The 15,002-nt window shown below is 60.3% G+C and carries 14 protein-coding genes; 8 read left to right on the plus strand and 6 right to left on the minus strand.

The window, feature by feature from the left end; genetic code table 11:
- Nucleotides 1-30: 30 nt before the first annotated feature.
- The 3 genes from BM177_RS00990 to BM177_RS01000 all read right to left on the minus strand — a co-directional run bounded on the left by BM177_RS00990 (nt 31) and on the right by BM177_RS01000 (nt 4,091).
- On the minus strand, nt 31-2,475 hold the full coding sequence (locus BM177_RS00990) for a TonB-dependent receptor (RefSeq protein ID WP_091677359.1): 2,445 nt from the start codon (nt 2,473-2,475) through the stop codon (nt 31-33).
- Between the two features lie 370 nt (nt 2,476-2,845).
- On the minus strand, nt 2,846-3,403 hold the full coding sequence (locus BM177_RS00995; RefSeq protein WP_244532015.1) for a helix-turn-helix domain-containing protein: 558 nt from the start codon (nt 3,401-3,403) through the stop codon (nt 2,846-2,848).
- 253 nt (nt 3,404-3,656) lie between these two features.
- Nucleotides 3,657-4,091, minus strand: coding sequence for an RrF2 family transcriptional regulator (locus BM177_RS01000; protein ID WP_091677368.1), 435 nt, complete (start codon nt 4,089-4,091; stop codon nt 3,657-3,659).
- A gap of 280 nt (nt 4,092-4,371) precedes the next feature.
- On the opposite strand from BM177_RS01000, the gene BM177_RS01005 reads away from it, so the two are divergent.
- The 5 genes from BM177_RS01005 (at nt 4,372) to BM177_RS01025 (ending at nt 7,938) form a co-directional block, all read left to right on the plus strand.
- Nucleotides 4,372-5,142 (plus strand): TonB family protein, encoded by a 771-nt coding sequence (locus tag BM177_RS01005; protein WP_091676123.1) that lies wholly within the window; start codon nt 4,372-4,374, stop codon nt 5,140-5,142.
- Nucleotides 5,143-5,244: 102 nt separating this feature from the next.
- Nucleotides 5,245-5,988 (plus strand): MotA/TolQ/ExbB proton channel family protein, encoded by a 744-nt coding sequence (locus BM177_RS01010; RefSeq protein WP_091676126.1) that lies wholly within the window; start codon nt 5,245-5,247, stop codon nt 5,986-5,988.
- Complete coding sequence (gene tolR / locus BM177_RS01015; RefSeq protein WP_091676128.1) at nt 5,969-6,424, plus strand: protein TolR; 456 nt, start codon at nt 5,969-5,971, stop codon at nt 6,422-6,424. The genes BM177_RS01010 and tolR overlap by 20 nt, the downstream gene beginning before the upstream one ends.
- A gap of 152 nt (nt 6,425-6,576) precedes the next feature.
- Complete coding sequence (locus BM177_RS01020; protein WP_244532016.1) at nt 6,577-7,098, plus strand: c-type cytochrome; 522 nt, start codon at nt 6,577-6,579, stop codon at nt 7,096-7,098.
- Nucleotides 7,099-7,185: 87 nt separating this feature from the next.
- Entirely contained in the window at nt 7,186-7,938 is a 753-nt protein-coding gene (locus BM177_RS01025) for a cytochrome b/b6 domain-containing protein (RefSeq protein WP_091676132.1), read from the plus strand.
- Nucleotides 7,939-8,151: 213 nt separating this feature from the next.
- Here the strand turns inward: BM177_RS01025 and BM177_RS01030 are convergent, their stop codons facing one another.
- From BM177_RS01030 to BM177_RS01045, 3 genes are all read right to left on the minus strand, one after another.
- Nucleotides 8,152-8,556, minus strand: coding sequence for a hypothetical protein (locus BM177_RS01030; protein WP_244532017.1), 405 nt, complete (start codon nt 8,554-8,556; stop codon nt 8,152-8,154).
- Between the two features lie 136 nt (nt 8,557-8,692).
- A complete protein-coding gene (locus BM177_RS01040) occupies nt 8,693-10,141 on the minus strand; it encodes a DUF1501 domain-containing protein (RefSeq protein ID WP_091676142.1) in 1,449 nt (482 codons plus the stop codon).
- A gap of 36 nt (nt 10,142-10,177) precedes the next feature.
- Nucleotides 10,178-12,523 carry a DUF1549 and DUF1553 domain-containing protein gene (locus BM177_RS01045; protein WP_091676145.1) on the minus strand — a complete coding sequence of 782 codons (2,346 nt, stop codon included), beginning with the start codon at nt 12,521-12,523 and terminating at the stop codon, nt 10,178-10,180.
- Between the two features lie 384 nt (nt 12,524-12,907).
- Between BM177_RS01045 and BM177_RS01050 the strand changes: the two genes are divergently transcribed.
- The 3 genes from BM177_RS01050 to BM177_RS01060 all read left to right on the plus strand — a co-directional run bounded on the left by BM177_RS01050 (nt 12,908) and on the right by BM177_RS01060 (nt 14,976).
- Nucleotides 12,908-13,798 carry a dienelactone hydrolase family protein gene (locus BM177_RS01050; RefSeq protein WP_091676150.1) on the plus strand — a complete coding sequence of 297 codons (891 nt, stop codon included), beginning with the start codon at nt 12,908-12,910 and terminating at the stop codon, nt 13,796-13,798.
- A gap of 88 nt (nt 13,799-13,886) precedes the next feature.
- A complete protein-coding gene (locus BM177_RS01055) occupies nt 13,887-14,351 on the plus strand; it encodes a rhodanese-like domain-containing protein (protein ID WP_091677381.1) in 465 nt (154 codons plus the stop codon).
- Between the two features lie 70 nt (nt 14,352-14,421).
- Nucleotides 14,422-14,976, plus strand: a complete 555-nt coding sequence (locus tag BM177_RS01060) for a peroxiredoxin (RefSeq protein ID WP_091677386.1) — start codon at nt 14,422-14,424, stop codon at nt 14,974-14,976.
- The last annotated feature ends 26 nt before the right edge of the window (nt 14,977-15,002 follow it).

Consider the following 15,002-nt stretch of genomic DNA (forward strand, 5'->3'; position numbering starts at 1 on the left):
CAGGTCTTTTCAGTCAATGCCAGAGCTTGGTCAGAGTTTGGCTCTCAGCGTAAATCCGACCATGAGCGGGTCGCCGACGAGGCCGCCGATGGCGCCGCCAGGGAGCGCCGTCGCCGACACGTTGAGCCAATAACGCTTGTTGAGCGCATTGTGGGCCCAGGCCTGCAAGTCCCAGCTTCCGTCTTCGAACCGGACGCCCGCATGAATGTTCAGCAAACCGTACCCGGGAATCCTGCTGTAGATCGAATCGTCGGCGAGCGAGTAGATTTGAGTCTGATAGGTCCAGTCAACGCCGCCATAACCGACGAGCGGTTTTTGGAACGCCTCGATCACCTGCCCGAGATTCTTGGCGTATTCGAAGCCTGTCGCCATCGCGAATTTTGGCGTGATCGGCAATGGCTTTCCGGTCAGGTTGCAAGAGCCGACGGTGTTGCTCAATTCGAACGGGCAGGCGGCGTTCTTGTAGTCCGAATAGAACGCATCATCATACGTAAACGACGCGTAAGTGTTTAATTCCTCGATGGGCCTGTAGCGGACGTCGAATTCGACGCCGCGCGAAACGGCGCCGCCAGCGTTAGCAAGATAAGTCACTGTGTTGCCGCCAACGATAGCCGACGCGTTGGTGATATAGCCATGATTATACATCACGAAGCCGGCGAGGTTGGTCAGCAGCTTCTGATCGAGAAAGCTTCCCTTGAGGCCGGCTTCGTAATTTTGAACGATCTCCGGATTTACGGTCACCGGCACGCCGGCGGGGAGATTGGCGACCGGGTTGGGACCGCCGCCTCGCCCGCCCTGGGAGACGGTCACATAGCCAAGAATGTCGGGCGTGAATTTATAGGAAGCGGACCCGAGGAACGACAGGATACCCTGATGGGTGTTCGCCGTGTATTGCTTGTCCGCGCCGAAGAAAGCGATAGACGTGGCCTTGGCGAGCGCAGCCTGCGCCGGCGTCAGCCCGGAATAATCCTGCTGAGTAAAAATATACTGCCGGAAGATGCTCTCTTTAGCATAATAGGAATAACGCACGCCTCCCGTGATGTCCAACTCCGGCGTTGCGTGCCAGACGCCCTGAGCGTAGGGAGCGATCTGGTTGGTTAGAGGATTATCGTAAGTCTGACGCCCGAGGTAATTATAGGCGGCGTTGGCGACCTTGATGGGAAGAGCTGGGGATTTGTAGTAAAGCGCCGCATCGCTCCCGTTGGTCGTCAGGCCGAAATCGTAGAGCTGTTCATACAGATAAAACAGACCTGCGAAGCCCTCGACGGGCAATCCCTTGGGCGAGGAAATCTTGATGTCCTCAACCACCGAACGCGACGGCGAGACGTGGCCGTTGGTATTTGTCACCAATTGAGGCGCGATCAGCGCGTTCTCACGGTTGTTCGGATGGAACTCCCAATCCTGAAACGACGAAATGGAACTCAGTGTGAACCCGTTGAAGCGATAATCGATGCTTGCAGAGGCGCCGTAGTTTTCCTGAGCCGTTTGGAGGTAGCCGTTGATCGAAGCGATATAATTCTGCGGCGCGCCGCTGGTGGGGACGTTGTAATTGAGCCGCCCGATGCGCGTGTAGAAATTATTCGGCACCGCCGCCCCGTTCGCGTAATTCGTCACGGCTCCAGCGAAAAGATTGACGCAGCACGCCTGATTCACATGAGCATAGCTGAGCGTGAACCGGGCGGTGAGATCCTCGGTCGGCGTATAGAGAAATTGCAGCCGTGCGCCCTTGTCATGCCAGTCGCTGAAGTTTTGTCCCGGCCCGTTATAGTTCGAGATATAGCCCTGACGGTCGGTGTCGAACACCGACAGACGGAACGCGGCTTTGTCGCTGTCGGCGATCGCCCCTGTGGCCGACGCCTTGAGCTGCACGAAATTGTAGTTGCCATAGGAGATTTCTCCGGTCTCCTGGGCGACAAAACTTGGCAGAGCGGTTGATATGTTGACGATGCCGCCGGTGCTGTCCTGGCCGCCCGAGGTTCCTTGCGGGCCCTTGAGAACCTGAACGCCGATGAGATCAGGGATATCGAACACCGCCTGGCCGGGGCGTGGCTGGTAGACCCCGTCGATATAGATCGGCACGCCGCCATAGATGCCGTCGGTGGCGTTCGAAGACGAAGCGCCGAAGCCGCGGATGTTGAATGTCAGGTTGCGGACGTTGCCGTAGCGGAACTGGAGACTGGGCTCCAGCTTTTGCGCTTGAGCGAGGTTGGTGATGTTGAGGGATTGAATCTGCTCTTGTGTAATGACGGTCGCGGAGACCGCCTTTTCCTGATACGCCGTCGCCTGTTTTTGCGAGACGGCCTGCACGCTGGTCGGATTTGCATCCTCCGGCCCAGCGCTAACCACCACGTCTTCGACATGGCCTTCCGCGGGCGGCGCCGCGTCCTGAGCGAAGGCTGCGGTGGTCATCGTGAGGCCAAGGCAGAGCGGCAGGCCGACTCGTCGCCCGATACGGTGTTGCTTTCTCTTTTTCATGGTCGTGATCCGTTTGAGGGCGGCCGGCGAAACGGCGCCGCCGGCGCAATGGGTTGGGGTGCGCTTGTTGGACGCACACCCGACCAAAAAGCTAGGATTTAAATATCCAGTAGATTTGTAGAGAATATCAAATGGAAACTTGGCCGTACAACCAAACTCGCGGCTGCTATTGCAGAAATACAACAGTGGGAAGAGTCGGTTGGTCGACAGAAGCATGTCTGTCGCAGGCGAATCACAATCGGGTTTATGGTTGGCGCGCGCCGCGTCCGCGCGCTCACGGCGGGCGCCACGCTCGCGGTTGACGCCGCGGGATTCTGCCGATGAAACTCTGAACTGGCAGACTCTGGTCCTTGCGAACCACGATCGCGCGTCAGGCGTCGGCCACGTTCACATAGGATATGACGAGGTAGAGAAGCGCCGCCACGGAGCCGAGATTGCGGTAGGTATGCGGAACATCGGCCTCGAAGACGATGGCGTCTCCCTCGCCGAGCGTTTGGGCCGGCTCTTTCCCGGACGTGACCTCGACGCATCCGCGCACGACAACGAGGCTTTCAAGCGTGCCGGGCGTATGCGCCTCGCAATATTCTTCGTGGCCTGGCGCGACGTTGAGCTCATAGAATTCCACGAGTCTCTTGCTGTCGTGCGGGAACAGGGCCCGGCTGGTGAAATGCCCGTCGCTCGACGAGATGACGCTTTTGCTTTCGTTTCTCAAGACAAAGGTGCCGCGCCTTCGGCGGTCCGAGATCAGGCTGCCGACGGGCACGCCAAGCGCGTTGGCGATCTTCCAGAGAACGCTGAGGGACGGCGTGATCTCGCCGTCCGCGAGCTTTCCGATGCTCGCCTCGCCAAGCCCCGAAGCCGCGGCGAGCCGTTCGAGCGAACGGCCCTGATGCGCCAGCAAAAGGCGCAGCCGATTGCCGACGCCCAATCTAAAATCATTGGAAGAGCGTGCATAATCAAGCTCTTCTGTGGCCGGGCGAGTATCGTGGTCTGGCATAGGCGCGGTTTCACTATTAAGTCCATAAATAATATGATCTATTCAGGATCAAGGAATTTCATGGCTGCGTCAAGCGTATGGACGCCTCGCTGCGGATTTCTTTTGCCCTTGTGCTGCGCGTAGGCGGAGCGGCTCGCTATTCCCGGTTCTCGATTGGAGTGATTCAATCTGATCGGAATATGCTCTAGCGAAGCGCGAGTTGGTCTCGAACTCCGCGCGTGCTCAACGCGGCGATGCTGGTGCGATCGAGGATGAGCGCCATCGAATCGCGCACGTCGAGCATCAGGTCGCGCACGGCGCAGGCGTCTTCATCCGGACAATCCGCGCATTTGCGATAGGCCGTGCGGCTGGCGCAGGCGATCGGCGCGAGGGGGCCGTCGAGGATGCGAATGATCTGGCCGGCGGTGATCTTCTCCGCGGGCCTCGCCAGATGATAGCCGCCGCCCTTGCCCTTCTTGCTCGTCAGGATCCCGGCGTTCTTGAGTTCGAGCAAAATAGCGTCAAGGAACTTGCGCGGGATCTGGTTTTGCGAAGCAATGTCGGCGGCGAGGCACGGGCCCTCGAACGTCGCGAGATGAATGAGCGCCTTGAGCCCGTATTTTCCCTTGTTTGACAGCATCCGGCACCATTGAAGGGGAAGGCGCCGAGGACTGCTCCCGCGCGCGCCAGCGATCGCGCCGCCAATCGATAATCGCGTTCGCGCGTCGCCGCAATGTCGGAAGAGTGTTTCTTCTCGCCGATGCAAGCCGTCGTTCCGCCCCGCGAAGCTTCGCCCCCGCCAGATCAGCCAGAACATTTCATTTGCGTCGCACCGCAAAAAGCAGTTGACACATTAATCTAGTAGTTTGATAGATTGTTATGAAACGCCCAAGGCGCGAATTTCCCACAAGAGGTGGACCATGACCTCAGCCGTCGCTCTTATCGGTTCAAATCTCGACGATTTTGAGCAATCGCCCCAGCAGCTGGAGGGCGGATCTCAATCGCTCCTCGCCCTTCAACGCGCTAGGCCATCCTACTTAACCCAGGGTCTTGCAGTCGGGGTTTACGCCCTCGCGCTCGCCGCCGCCGTCACCCACACGGCCGCCCCAAAACCTCCCGTCGAGGAAGAGGCGCTGGAACTGGTTATGCTGCCCCCCGCTGTTCCCGAACAGCCGATCGAGGAGCCGCCGCCGCCAGTCGCCGAGGAAACGCCTCCCGAGGAGGCCCAGGACCTGACACCTCCGGTCGTGGAAGAGCCGCCTGTCGCCCCGGTCATCGCCAAACCGCAGCCCAAACCCAAACCGAAGCCTACCCCAAAACCCGTCGAACATGCAAAGCCCGCCGACAAACCCCAACCCTCGCGGCAGGCCGAGGCGCCACGCAGCGCTCCGGCGGTGAAAGTTCCGCCGAACGCGATTCCTTCCGGCTATTTCAACCAGGTTTCGTCACGCGTCGCCCACGCCGCTCAAAGCACCCGCCCGGCCGCGGCGCTCGCGCGCCACGAATTCGGACGGGTTGGTTATCGCATCGTCATTTCGCCATCGGGATCGGTGGTTTCCGTTAGCGTCTCTTCGTCGGGTCACGCCGATCTCGACGCCGCCGCGCGGCAGGCTCTCGCGCGAGCGGCGCCGTTCCCCGCCTTTGGAGGCGCGCATCCGGTCGCGGTGTCCGGCGGTATCCAATACCGGTAGAATCGCAACATCACAGATCAACGTGAACACGCTCCCCTCAACTAGTCCACATTCCCCAAATTCACCTTCCCCCCAAATTCACCCGCAAAGGAGATTCACACGATGGCGGACCCTGTAGACGCCGCAACTGCGGCGGTGGCGCAACCTGGCTTGTCACCGGTCGAACTTTTTCTTCAGGCCGATTCCGTCGTCAAGGCGGCGATGATCATCCTGATCCTCGCATCCGCCTGGGGATGGGCCGTCATTCTGGAGAAACTCCTCCGCCTGCATCTGCTCCAGAAACGGGCGGGTCAGCTCATCGCCAGCGTTCAAACCGGACTGCCCGTCTCGACGCTCGCAGAGAGTTTCGAAAAGGCGCTTCAAACCGATCCGCTGGTCAGCGTGTACCGTGCGATGGTTGAAGAACACAGCCGCTCCGCCGACCTCGTTGCTTCGGAAGCGCAGCGCGAAAGCCTCCTTGAGCGGATCCACCGGGTTGGTCAATTGGCGAGCTCCGACGCGCTTGAGCATTTGCAGAGCCGGTTGCCGGGCCTCGCCACAATAGGCGCCGTCGCGCCGTTTATCGGCCTGTTCGGAACCGTCTGGGGCATCATGACCTCGTTCCAGGGCATAGCCGCCTCCAACAATACGAGCCTCGCGGTCGTCGCGCCGGGAATCGCGGAAGCGCTGTTCGCAACGGCGCTGGGTCTTGTCGCGGCGATCCCGGCGGTCGTGTTCTACAACAGGATCGGCAACGACATCGGGCGCTACGGCAAGCGGCTGAACGCGTTCATCGGCGTCTTCGAAATCGAATTGTCCCGTCAGCTTTCAAGGAAAGGAGAACGCAATGGCCTTCGCGTTGCGTAAACACGACAGCGAGTTTGACTCCGCTCCGATGAGCGACATGAACGTCACTCCGCTCGTGGACGTGATGCTGGTCCTCTTGATTGTCTTCATGGTGGCGGCGCCGTTGATGGCGGCCGGCGTCCCTGTCGATCTGCCAAAGGCCCAGGCCAAACCGCTGATCGACCAGAAACAGCCTATCGCGGTCAGCATCAATTCTGACGGAAAATATTATGTCGATCAACGCGAGGTCGCCTCGGACGACCTCATCATGGTTCTGGGGGAGAACGCCGACAGCAAAGACCGCCGGATCCATGTGCGGGGCGACAAGACCATCGCCTACGGCAAAGTGATCGAAATCATGGGCCTCATCAATTCGGCCGGTTACACGAAAGTGGCGCTGGTTTCGGAATCGCCCGGAGCATCTTCCCAACCGGCGGCGCGCGCCGCCAAGCCCTGAATGGCCCGCCTGGCGAAGGGCCGGCGCGCGATCGCGTTACAACGCCTCGAGATCCCGGCCGGCCATTGGCGAAACGCCGCCCGACCGGGGCCACGAACACGATCTTTCCTGACGTTTCCCTCGATTGGAGAATGGTTTTTATGAAGAGGACGATGATTGCCGCCCGCCTTATGATCGTCGCGGGTTGCGCAGCGCCCGCAACCGTCGGCGCTGTTTGGGCGGCGGACGCGCAAACCCCTCCGCCGGCCGCTGCGGCGGCGCCTGCCCCGAGCGGCGCGTCAGCTCCCGGACGAGCGGCTGTCGATGTGAGAAAGGCCGCCTACACCCTGGTCGGCGCCAATTTCAAGCCGCTCGGCAATGTGCTGAAAGGGACCGCTCCCTACGACGCCGCCGAAGCGCAAAAGAATATCGCCCGAATCGCGTTTCTCGCGGAATTGCTGAATGACGCCTTCCCGGACGTTTCGAATATCGGAGAACCGGATTCGAAAGCGAAAGCCGAAATCTGGAGCAATCGCGCGGACTTCGACAAAAAGCTGAAACAGTTTCAGACCGACGCCATCGCGTTGGTGCAGGTGAACGCGACCGAGCAGGGCGCGGCCGAAGCCTTCAAGGCCGCCGTGACCGCATTGGGTCAGGACTGCAAGGCCTGTCACGATCTCTACAAGGCGAAATGACGGTTCCCGGAACCCAGCCGCGTAGCGCGGGGACATGGGGCCCTTCCTGGCCTTTCGCGACGCGATCCTAAAGCGAAGAGTTGATTCATGACGACAATCGAGGACCTTTCCGAGTCTCAGTCCGTCGCGGAGCGGGAGGAAGCGCAGGCCGAGGACCATCGCGTCTGGGATCTTCCGGTTCGCCTCTTTCATTGGACCCTGGTTGCGGCGATCGTCGCGGCCTATATCACCAACAGGTTGGGCGTCAGCTACTTTCGCTATCACGTCTGGTGCGGTTACGCGGTGATAGTTCTGGTGTCGTTCCGGATCATCTGGGGCCTTGTCGGAACGCGCCACGCGCTGTTTCGCAATTTTGTGCGCGGACCCGTCGAGACGTTCCGGTACGGAACCCGGCTCATTGGCGGCCGGCCGGCGCATTACGTCGGCCACAATCCCCTCGGGGCCTGGATGGTTCTGGCGTTTCTCGCGGCGCTTGGACTACAGGCCGCGACGGGTCTGTTCGGCAACGACGAGATTTTCAATTCCGGTCCATTATATGGCTACGTCAGCAAGCAGGCGAGCCTCGCGTTGACCTCGCTGCATAAAAAGCTGTTCTACTGGATCGCCGCTTTTATCGCGGTCCATGTCGCCGCGGTGCTGGCCCATCATTTTCTTTGGCGGGAAAAGCTTGTGCATGCGATGATCACCGGCCGGAAAACCATCAATGGTTCGTTGGCGGCCGAATCCATCAGGTCGTCACGGTCATGGTTGGCCGCGATCCTTGTCCTGGCGCTCGCCGGCGGCCTTTCCTATGTCGTGACTCATGCGCCGCCCGCTGAGGATGAGTCGACGTTCCAGTAAGGGGCGCGCTTCGAAACGGGCCTTCCCAAGGCGATCGGGCCGAGAATTTTATTTTTCATTGAAAAAGAGCGGGCCTGCTGAAAATGCCAGGCCCGTTTTTTCGCCTGATTGATTGCGCCCGAGGGAAGAAGAACTGGCCGCCGGTCGCCGAATCCCTGCCCTTAAGTCCCGTAAAGTCGTCCGAGCCATGCCGGGATCGTTCGACGGAACGGTTCACTTGGTCAGAGGCTTGTAGATATCGTGGCAGCTGCGGCAGGTTTGCGCGGTTTGGCGGGCCGCGGCGGCGGCGCCTTCGAAATTGCTGTCAGCCACCAATTTGACGGCCGCGGCCAGAGCTTCCTGACCCTGGCGTGAAATAGTGACGGCGTCATCGGCGCCGCCCTTCTTGGCGAAGTAATCTTCGGTATATTTGAATCCGTCCTGAAGCACGGCGGCGTCGTCGAGCGCGCTTTGCGCATTGCCCGCGGTGATGTCAGGCTCGAAATATTTGATCGTTTTGTCGAGGTCGCGCATCAGATCGTCATCATAATCATGCAGGTCGATCGTCTTTCGCTCGGCATACAGCGGCGTGTTCAGCATCGTGGCGGCGACAAAGGCGATCAAGATAGATTTTCGCATTCCAAAATGTTCCATATTCCTCGAAGATTCGCGCCGCGGCGGCGCCTATGCGGCTCCGCCGCGCTCTCAAAACGGCAACGCCCGGAAGCGAGCTTCCAAGCGTTCCAATCTCTACGTCCACGAAGGCGCTGTTTTTTTACGCTAGCAGTTCCTTGATCACTTCGCCGTAGACCACGGTCGGGCGTTCAGACCTGCCCGCCCGAAGGTAGATGGTTTTCAGGTGATCGAGGCCGAGCAGCTGCAGCACCGTGGCGTGAAGGTCGTAGGTGTCAACCTTCCGGCCAACCGACTGAAGTCCGATTTCGTCGGTTTCGCCAAAGGTCGTGCCGGCCTTGACTCCGCCTCCGGCGAGCCATTGCGTGTATCCCCATGGGTTGTGGTCGCGCCCATTGCCGCTTTGGCCATATGAGGTGCGTCCGAATTCCGACGTCCACACAACAAGCGTCGTGTCCAGAAGGCCGCGCTCCTTGAGATCCGTGAGCAAGCCGGCGATCGGCTGATCGACAATCCTGGCGTGAGCGCCATGGTTGCTTTCAAGATGCTCGTGCGCGTCCCAGTTCACGGCGATCTCGTTGCCCGGAAGCTCCACGGCGCCGGAAACGACCTGAATGAAGCGGACGTTGCGCTCGACGAGGCGACGGGCGCGCAGCAAGGTCGTGCCATATTCCTTGGTCGCCTCATTATCGAGGCCATAAAGAGCCTTCGTCGCGTCGGATTCCTTGGAAAGATCCACAGCCTCCGGCGCCGTCGCCTCCATCTTGTAGGCAAGTTCATAGGACCGCAGGCGAGCCTGAAGTTCGGAATCTTCGGGATGAACAGACGCGCTATGTTCGTTGAGGCTCTTCAGCAGATCGAGATCGTCCCGTTGCTCCTTCAGAGCGATCAGCTCCGGGCGATCGAGGTGAAGAATGGGCGAGGGGCCAGGCCGGAAGGCGGTGCCTTGATAAACTGCGGGAAGGAAACCCGAGCTCCAGTTGACTGACCCACCCGAGGGCTCTTTCTTTCCGCTGTACAAAACGACATAGGCGGGCAAGTCGGGGTTCGCGGAGCCGAGCGCGTAGTGAACCCAGGCGCCGAGCGAGGGCCGTCCGGGGCTCGTGTCGCCGGTGTTGAGCTTCAGGATCGAAATGTCATGGGTGGCGCCGATGGTTGTGCTCGACTTGATGAAGTTGATCTTGTCGGCGTGCTGCGCAAGGTTCGGCAAAAGATCCGAGAACCACGCGCCGCTCTGGCCGTATCGCTTCCAGGTCCGATTGGAGGCGAAGAGTTTGCCGACGCCGCCCTGCGTGCTTGTCTTGATCCCATTGAGAAAGGAGGGGGGCGCTTCCTGCCCGGCGAGCTTGATGAGGTCGGGCTTGTAATCGTAGAGGTCGAGCGTGCTCGGCGCCCCATCCATGTGCAGCCAGATGACGGATTTGACCTTGGGCGGGAAGTGCGGCTGTTTAGGCGCAAGCGGATCCGCAAGCGATTCGGCGAGCGCCGGCGTCGCGAAGACGCCGCCTCCTGGCATATACGCGGCGAGGGTCAGTCCGCCCACCCCGTAGATCGATTTAAACAATAATTCGCGGCGTGACGCCTTGCTCATGATCTATTCCTTTATCTCGGCTGCTAGTGTTGGGGATCAGAAACGATAGGTGAAGTCGTTCGAGTTCACGACGACATGGACGAGGTCTACAAACACGGCGGCGCGGATCGGATCGAGGGAGTGCGTGTCCTTCAGGCCAACCGGGATCGCGACGGACAATTTTCCGTCCGTGGCTTTTTCCGTGATCGTCTTTTCATGATCGACGAGGAACGATTTGAGAATCGCCTTTTCGGACTCGTCGGGATTGCGCGCAAAGAGGATCTGATAGAGCCGGTCGATCTGACTCGACTCGTCATTGCCCGCCTCGCTGATCACACGCCCGGCCAGAGCCTGAGACCAGGAAAACACAATGTCGCTGTTGAACAGCGTCAGCGCTTGCAGCGGCGTTGTGGTCACGTCGCGCTTGCTGTGAACCTGCTGGGCGGACGCCATATCGAACGATGCTAGAAGCGGATAGGGGACGCTGCGGCGCGTGAAGATGTAAAGGCTGCGCCGGTTGTGGTCGGCTGGATCCTTGGAGACCTCCCACAAGGGCCCGGCGTTGAGGTTCGAGGGCACCGGGGGAAACACGCTCGGGCCGCCGATCTTGTCGTTCAGTTTTCCGGAGGCGACCAGCAAAGCGTCGCGAATCTCCTCGGCGTCGAGCCGCTTGCGCGGAAACACGGCGAGGAGCTTGTTCTCGGGATCGGCCGCCTGCACGTCGTCGCGATGCGAGGACGACTGGCGGTAGACGCTCGAGAGCAGAATGTCGCGATGAAGACTCTTCACGCTCCAGCCGTTCTTGATGAAATTGCTGGCGAGATAGTCCAGAAGCTCCGGATTTGTCGGCTTATCGCCGGCCTTGCCGAAATCGCTGACCGTACTGACGATCCCCTTGCCGAAATATTCGTTCCAGACCCGATTGACGTAGACCCGCGCCGTTAGCGGATTTTCGGGACTGACGAGCCAGTTGGCGAGGGCGGTCCGCCTGCCGGACGAGACGGTGGTGGGCGTGATGATGGGTTTGGCGTCAGTCAGCGCGGCGGGAAACGCCGGCTGAACTTCGTCGAGCGGCTTTTCATGATTGCCGCCCGCCAAAATGAAGCTCGGCGGCGCGTCGGGATGACCAAGCTCCGTTGCGGCGGTGAAGGTGTTCGATCCGCTCGCGGGCTTCAGCTTGTCGAGCTTTTTCAGACCGTCCTTGATTTTCTTGTATTGCTCCCAGCGTTCGACGTTCTCGGCGCTGTAGTCGGGAAAGTCCTTATCTTCGCCGGTGACCCGGAGGTAGACTTCGAGATCGGCGTCCGTGGAGACGTTTTCAAGCCGGTGGTTGATCCATCTGTCTTTCGGGGTCCACTCGCTTTCCGGTTTGAAGATGGCTTCCCGGCTGTCAGTGAGATAGCGCTCCTTGTGGTGTTTGAGCGCCGCCTCCTTGATCGGGGCGATCAGCGCGGCCTGCTTGTCGCGCAGATCTTTGGAAGCCTCCTCCCATTTGGCCCATTGCCTGTCGTATTCACGCTCGACCTGCCCCTTGGCGGCCGGATTTTTGAAATTCTCGCTCGTGTTCGCGAAAAACGCCTGAAGCGAATAATAGTCCTTCTGAGTGAATTTATCCGTCTTGTGATCGTGGCATCTCGCGCATCCGACCGTCGTGCCGAGGATCGCCTGGCCGACCGTGTCGGTGATGTCGGTTGTGATCTGAAACTTTCTCTGAACAAGATCGCGGGAATTGTAGTTGTCGGGATATCCGACCAGGAAGCCCGTGGCGACCAAGACGTCCTGATTGCCCGGAACCAGTTCGTCGCCGGCGATCTGCTCCTGGACGAAACGGGAATACGGCTTGTCCTCGTTGAACGCGTTGATCACATAATCGCGGTAACGCCACATGTTGGCGCGCGTCTGGTCGGTCTGGAAACCGGCGCTGTCGGCGTAGCGGGCGAGATCCAGCCACCTGCGCGCCTGCCGCTCTCCGTAATGCGGCGACGCGAGTAGCCGGTCGACCAGCTTTTCATAGGCGTCGGGCGACGTATCCGCGACGAACGCCGAGACTTCCTCCGGCGTCGGAATCAGGCCCCATGCGTCGAGGGTCGCGCGCCGGATAAAGGCGCCGCGGTCTGCATCCGGGGACGGCTTCAGTCCTTTGGCTTCAATTCTGGCGAGAACAAAGGCGTCGATCGGCGTGCGCACCCATTCCTTTTGGCTGACTTGCGGAGGAGCCGAAGCCGACAAAGGCAGCCATCCATAAGGGAGCCGGGAGGGAGCGGGCGCCGGCTTCGCCGCGGGGGCGGCGTCAGCCGGTTTGGCCGCGTTGTCAGCCGGCTTCTCGTCGGCGGCGCCTGCTACGCCGGACGCGGCGAACACCACAAGTGCGGCCAGACGCGTCCTTTTAAAAGTTTTCTTCATTGCCTAACCTCAAAGGTGATTTTTGAACTGACTTGAGTCCTGGCCGCCGCGATGGGTGAGTTCGAGCCTTTCGAACCTTTCCAAGTCTCGAGCTTTGGAAGCCGAGTCAGCGTCCTTGCGATTGACGCAGCGTCCGCGCGGCTTGAGAGCCGGCGTCTCCTGACTCTTATATCTATAATCCTACTAGAAAGATATAAAGTCAATTGACGGCATGCAGGAATTGACGTAAAAAGCAGCCCACTTCAGGCGCCGATCAAACCCGCGCCGTCGCCGCATCCCTCCGCGGCGGACGGCGCGCCGCGAGGTTGCGTCGGCCGATTTTCGGGGCCCTTGCTCGGTCCGCGCCCGGCGTCTGAAGTGTCCTTTCTGAAGGAGTGAAATCTCTTGATCCGCAAATCCGCCGGCGCCTACAGCCCTGAAGTCTTGAAGCTTTTCGACCTCTACGTTCACGGGGATCTGAGCCGGAGGGGCTTTCTGGACGGGGCCGCGAAATTCGCCGTCGGCGGCGCGACCGCCCTTGGACTGTTGGAGTCGCTCTCACCCCGCTTCGCCGAGGCGCAACAGGTTCCTTCAAATGATCCGCGCATCAAGGCGCGCTATGTCGAAACCGCCTCGCCGGATGGTTACGGAACGCTGCGCGGCTATCTCGTTGAGCCAGCTCGCGCCGAAGGAAAGCTTCCGACGGTGCTGGTTGTGCATGAAAATCGCGGCCTCAATCCTCATATCGAGGACATCACGCGACGGCTGGCGCTCGACAATTTCATCGCATTCGCTCCAGACGCGCTTTTCACCTTGGGCGGATACCCCGGCGATGAAGACAAGGCGCGCGAGCTTTTCCAGAAACTGGATCAGACGAAAACGCACAATGACTTCATCGCCGCCGCTTTGTTCTTGAAGAACCTTCCAGAAGGCAACGGCAAAGTCGGCGCGGTTGGATTCTGTTATGGCGGCGGAATCGCGAATTTTCTCGCCACGCGTGTTCCCGATCTCGCCGCCGCGGTTCCATTCTATGGCGCGCAGCCAACCGCCGAGGAAACCGCTCACATCAAGGCTCCCTTGTTGATTCACTACGCCGGCGCCGATGACCGCATCAACGCGGGCTGGCCGGCCTTCGAGGCCGCCCTGAAGGCGAATGGAGTCAATTATCAAGCCTATGTTTATCCCGGCGTTCAGCATGGTTTCAACAATGACACCACGCCGCGCTATGATTCCGCCGCGGCGAAACTCGCCTGGCAGCGCACCGTCGAATTCCTGAATGCGCATCTGTCTGGCTGAAAATCCGCGCGGCGCCCGAGGTGGGCGCGACGGCGTCCGTATCCTTCCAAAACGATCCGACGAACGATCTGGAAAAGGCAATCAACCCATGTATGGAAAACATCTATTCATCGCTGCTGCTGCGGCGGCGGCGATCTCGGCTTCGTTCGCATGGGCGGCGGAACAGGCGGCGCCTGCGCCCGCCGCCGAGTACAAGTACAAGTCTCCGCAACTCAAGCGGGCGGAACTCGACGCTCTGCTGGCCAAGCCGGAAAGTCTCCTCGTGATCGACGTGCGCCGGCCCGACGAACTGACCGCGATCGGCGGACTGCCTGTCTATCTCAGCATTCAGGCCAAAGATCTCGAAAGCAATCTCGCCTACATCCCCCGGGAGCGCGTCATCGTGACCGTATCGAACCACGCCGGGCGCGCGGGCGCCGCGGCGGATCTCCTCGTCAGCCGCGGCTTCAATGTGGCGGGCGCCGTCGGGGCGCAAAATTACGAGGCTGAAGGCGGGGCGCTCACCAAAGTCGCGCCGCCCGCTCCGGCCCCAAAATCCGCTGACGCCAAATAGGCTTTGACCTGCGCGGCCTCGAACCCGCGCGAGTCTTTAAAATTGTTGGAGAGGAAACGCATTTATGCAGATGAAGCGCATGGCGGTCTCTATGACTTTGCTCGGCGGCCTCGCCGCCACGCCGGCCTTGGCGGCTCTGAAGCCGGGCGACCCCGCGCCGGATTTCACGTCTGAAGCGTCGGTCGGCGGAAAAGACTTCAGCTTTTCGTTGGCGGACGCGTTGAAGCGCGGCCCCGTGGTGCTTTACTTCTATCCGAAGTCTTTCACCAAAGGCTGCACCATAGAGGCGCACGAGTTCGCCGAAGCGGCCGACAGTTTCGCTGCGGCGGGCGCGACCCTTATCGGCATGTCGAAAGACACGATCGAAACCCAGCGCAAGTTTTCCTCCGAGGAATGCCGGGATAAATTCCCTGTCGCCGCTGATCCTGCGCTCTCGGTCATCCGATCCTATGACGCCGTCCGCATCGCCCCGACAGCTTCGGGAGAAATTGTCTCGGACAGGATTTCCTATGTGATCGGGCCGGACGGCAAGGTGCTCTACTCCTATGTCGATCCCGCGCCCGACAAGCATATCGAAAATACGCTCGCGGTCGTGAAACAGTGGCGCGAGCAGCACAAGAACTAGACTTCCCAATCTTCCCGCAAACGAGA

It is taken from the genome of Methylocapsa palsarum (assembly GCF_900114285.1).
In the GTDB taxonomy this organism is placed as follows: domain Bacteria; phylum Pseudomonadota; class Alphaproteobacteria; order Rhizobiales; family Beijerinckiaceae; genus Methylocapsa; species Methylocapsa palsarum.